Origin of the sequence: Bartonella sp. AP57NXGY (genome assembly GCF_042195805.1) — a bacterium.
Taxonomy (GTDB): Bacteria; Pseudomonadota; Alphaproteobacteria; order Rhizobiales; family Rhizobiaceae; genus Bartonella.
Genome location: NZ_JBHIOZ010000013.1, coordinates 24,832 through 28,579 on the forward strand (window position 1 = coordinate 24,832; position 3,748 = coordinate 28,579).

Genomic DNA, 3,748 nt, shown 5'->3' on the forward strand with positions numbered 1-3,748 from the left:
TTTATTCCTAATTTAGGGCTTTCTATTGGGCTTCAATTGTCTGGAGAAACTGATCAGAATTCACACACAGTGTTGTTGTCTATTTCAATGCTTTTAAGGCGTTTCGTTCTTCTTCCTCAAGAAGGTAATCATTTTCGTTTTATCGCATCTGAAGATGTTATTTGCCTTTTTATTAAACATGTATTTCCTAACTATGAGGTTAAAGGAATTGGTACATTTAGAATAATCCGAGATAGCGATATTGAAGTAGAAGAAGAAGCTGAGGATCTTGTTCATTTTTTTGAAACTGCTCTTAAAAGGCGGCGCCGTGGGCAGGTTATTCGAGTTGAGTTTGACGCAAAAATGCCAGAGAGTTTACGCCAATTTATAGCGAATAGTCTCGCTGTTCCTGATAATTGTATTAATGTCCTTGACGGATTTTTAGCGCTTAATACGGTATCAGAAATTGTTTCTATTCCCCGCGATGATCTTAAATTTATTCCTTATATTTCTCGTGTTCCAGAATGTATTCGTAAACATAAAGGGGATTGTTTTGCGGCTATTCGTGAAAATGATATTGTGATTCATCACCCCTATGAGACATTTGATGTTGTTGTCCAATTTTTACGTCAAGCTGCTTGCGATCCTGATGTTGTAGAAATAAAACAAACACTTTATCGTACATCAAATGATAGTCCAATTGTTGGCGCTTTGATTAAAGCAGCTGAACAGGGAAAGTCTGTGACTGCTTTGGTAGAACTTAAAGCACGTTTTGATGAGGAAGCAAATATTCGTTGGGCCAGGGATCTTGAATGTGCTGGGGTTCAAGTTATTTTTGGTTTTATTGCATTAAAAACGCATGCTAAGATGTCATTAGTTGTGAGACGTGAGGGAAAACGTCTTCGCTCTTATGTTCATCTTGGAACAGGAAATTATCATCCCATTAATGCTAAAACTTATACCGATCTTTCTTTTTTTTCCACGGATGATGATATCGCTCATGATGTTGCGTTATTATTCAATTATATTGCGCAATATGAGCGTCCAAATGAAACAATGAAGATTGCTTTTTCACCCTTAACACTGCGTGGTCGTATCTTAGAGCATATTGAGGGAGAAATTGTTCATGCACAACAGGGAAGGTTTGCTGCTATTTGGATGAAAGTTAATGCATTGGTTGATCCTGAAATTATTGATGCTTTATATCGTGCCAGTCAAGCAGGGGTGCAAATTGATTTGGTTGTGCGGGGGATATGTTGTTTACGTCCTGGTATTCTAGGAATTTCGGATAATATTCGTGTAAAATCAATTGTCGGGCGTTTTCTTGAACATAGTCGCATTTTTTGTTTTGGGAATGGTCAAGATTTGCCTAATGAAAATGCACTCGTTTACTTAGGCTCTGCTGATATGATGCCTCGTAATTTGGACTATCGTATTGAAATATTGGTTCCGGTTTTTAATAAAATAGTGCGTCAAAAAATTCTTTTACAGATTATGTTAGCTAATATCATTGATAATCAACAAAGCTTTGATATACTTAAGGATGGAACATCAAAACGTATTACACCGCAGATAGGTGAAAGTCTATTTAATGCGCAGGAGTATTTTATGGCCAATACAAGTTTTGCGGGGGAAAATGAGTCTTTTGAGTCTTCTGTTTCGCGCTTGGTTGCGTTGCATCGGCAACAAGCCGAAATACATAAAGACTAAAATCCAATGACATATAGAGATGCTCAAGGTCGGTTAAAAGGGCGTAAGCCTGTTGCTGTTATTGACATTGGCTCAAATTCTGTTCGGTTGGTTATTTATGAGGGGCTTGTTCGATCACCAACAGTTTTATTTAATGAAAAGATTCTTTGTGGTCTCGGTCATGGTGTGGCGAAAACAGGATTTTTAGAAGAAAAATCGATGAAAATGGCGTTGCAAACACTGAAACGGTTTCGTACGCTTTGTCGACAGATTGGGGCAGATGAGGTCTATACTTTAGCAACAGCAGCAGCACGAGATGCACAGAATGGCGTAGCATTTATTCAGCATGCTGAAGATATTTTGCAAAATAAAATATATCTTCTTTCAGGAAGTGAAGAAGCTATGTATTCAGCATATGGAGTTGTGTCTACTTTTTATCAACCAAAAGGTATTTCTGGGGATCTTGGTGGTGGAAGTCTTGAGCTGATTGATATTGATCATTCTGATGTTGGTGAAGGGATAACGCTCCCATTGGGTGGTTTAAGGCTACAGTATATGTCAAATAATGATAGTGCTGTAGCTACAAAAATTGTACATGAGCAATTTTATAAATCGTCTGTTGTTCGTGCTCGTAAAGGTATAGCACGTTATTTTTATGCAGTAGGGGGGACATGGCGTAATTTGGCAAAACTCCATATGGCAATGAAACACTATCGGCTCCCTGTTATGCATGGCTATGAAGTTGATGCTGTTGAAATGGAGAACTTTTTACGTCTTGTAGCACGTGGCAATATTGATAATATGAGAGGGATTGCAGCGGTTTCTCAGAACCGTCGAAAACTTTTATCTTATGGGGCAATAGTTCTTATTGAACTCATTCAGTGTATGGAGTTTGAAAAGATAATCTTTTCTGGTGCTGGCGTTCGTGAAGGTTTTCTTTATTCACGATTGCCGCAGGCGATTCGACTTTCAGATCCTCTCATTGCAGCATGCACAGAAATGGCTATTTTACGGGCACGTTCACCAAAACAAGCAGAAGAACTCATTGATTTTACGACGAATGCTTTTGAAGTTTTTGGAATTTCAGAAACCGAAAATGAATGCCGTTATCGTCAAGCCGCTTGTCTTCTTGCGGATATTGGTTGGCGTATACATCCAGATTATCGAGGCAATGAAGCAGCAAATCAAATAGCTTTAGGATCTTATCCAGGAATTTCTCATGAAGGGCGCCTTTATGCGGCACTTGCTGTTTTTTTTCGCAATACGAGTTTATTGGTTGATAAAGAATCTCTTCCCATTTTTCAATTAGCAACTCAAAATATAATTGAAAAAGCACGTATTCTTGGCGAAACTATGCGTATTGCTCATCTTTTTAGTGCTTCTGTTGCAGGAATTTTACCTCATTTATTGTGGCATAAAAAAGCAGATCATATTATCCTGCAGATCCCAAAGAATTACGCTGGGTTATTAGGAGAACGTCCTCTTGGACGATTACAGAAGTTATCAAAAATAATAAAACAACCTCTCGCTTTTGAAATTTTTTGATTTTTTTCCTAATTTATTCGTGTTTTATGTCTTAATAATAGGGCCATTGACGAGGGATAAACTAGGTAGCCTATCATCATGAGCTGGACAATAGGACTTGTTCCATAACGCCCATGCTAGACACCACGCAAAGCATTTGTAATGCCTGAGCATTCATAAAAGAAAACATAATTTTTTATTCTGTTACTTGCATCACAGGATGGATTTTTCACTTCATAAGCTTCATGTGAAAATGAAAAGTTTTGTCCATTTTTACGTGAAAAGGTTTTCTTTTTATGCTGTGTCGTTATAACGTTTCTGTTTAGCTTGCTCGATTATCTTCATAAGATTACGATTGTAACCAACGCGATAAAAAACAAGTTTTAAAGATTTTGGGAGAGATCCATTGGTTACATGACGCTGGAATGTTGAAATACTCATATGAAACAGTTTTGCACTTTCACGGTCTGTCAAAAGAATATCATTTCAGTCATTATAAAATCCTTTCACTATAAAAAATAGAAATAAATCACAACTATTTATTAACCATGATTTT

General features: G+C 37.3%; 2 protein-coding genes and 1 pseudogene. 2 read left to right on the forward strand and 1 reads right to left on the reverse strand.

All coding sequences use genetic code 11. The annotated features are described in order from the left end of the window. Together ACFIL8_RS03270 and ppx are read left to right on the forward strand one after the other, a co-directional pair. Window positions 1-1,689, forward strand: a 1,689-nt coding sequence (locus ACFIL8_RS03270) for an RNA degradosome polyphosphate kinase (RefSeq protein WP_375688898.1), incomplete at its 5' end; no start/stop codon positions are given. A 6-nt stretch (window positions 1,690-1,695) separates the two neighbouring features. After that, window positions 1,696-3,213 (forward strand): exopolyphosphatase, encoded by a 1,518-nt coding sequence (ppx, locus tag ACFIL8_RS03275; RefSeq protein ID WP_375611538.1) that lies wholly within the window; start codon window positions 1,696-1,698, stop codon window positions 3,211-3,213. Window positions 3,214-3,486: 273 nt separating this feature from the next. Here the strand turns inward: ppx and ACFIL8_RS03280 are convergent. Further along, a pseudogene (locus tag ACFIL8_RS03280) lies at window positions 3,487-3,672 on the reverse strand (helix-turn-helix transcriptional regulator). Window positions 3,673-3,748 lie beyond the last annotated feature (76 nt).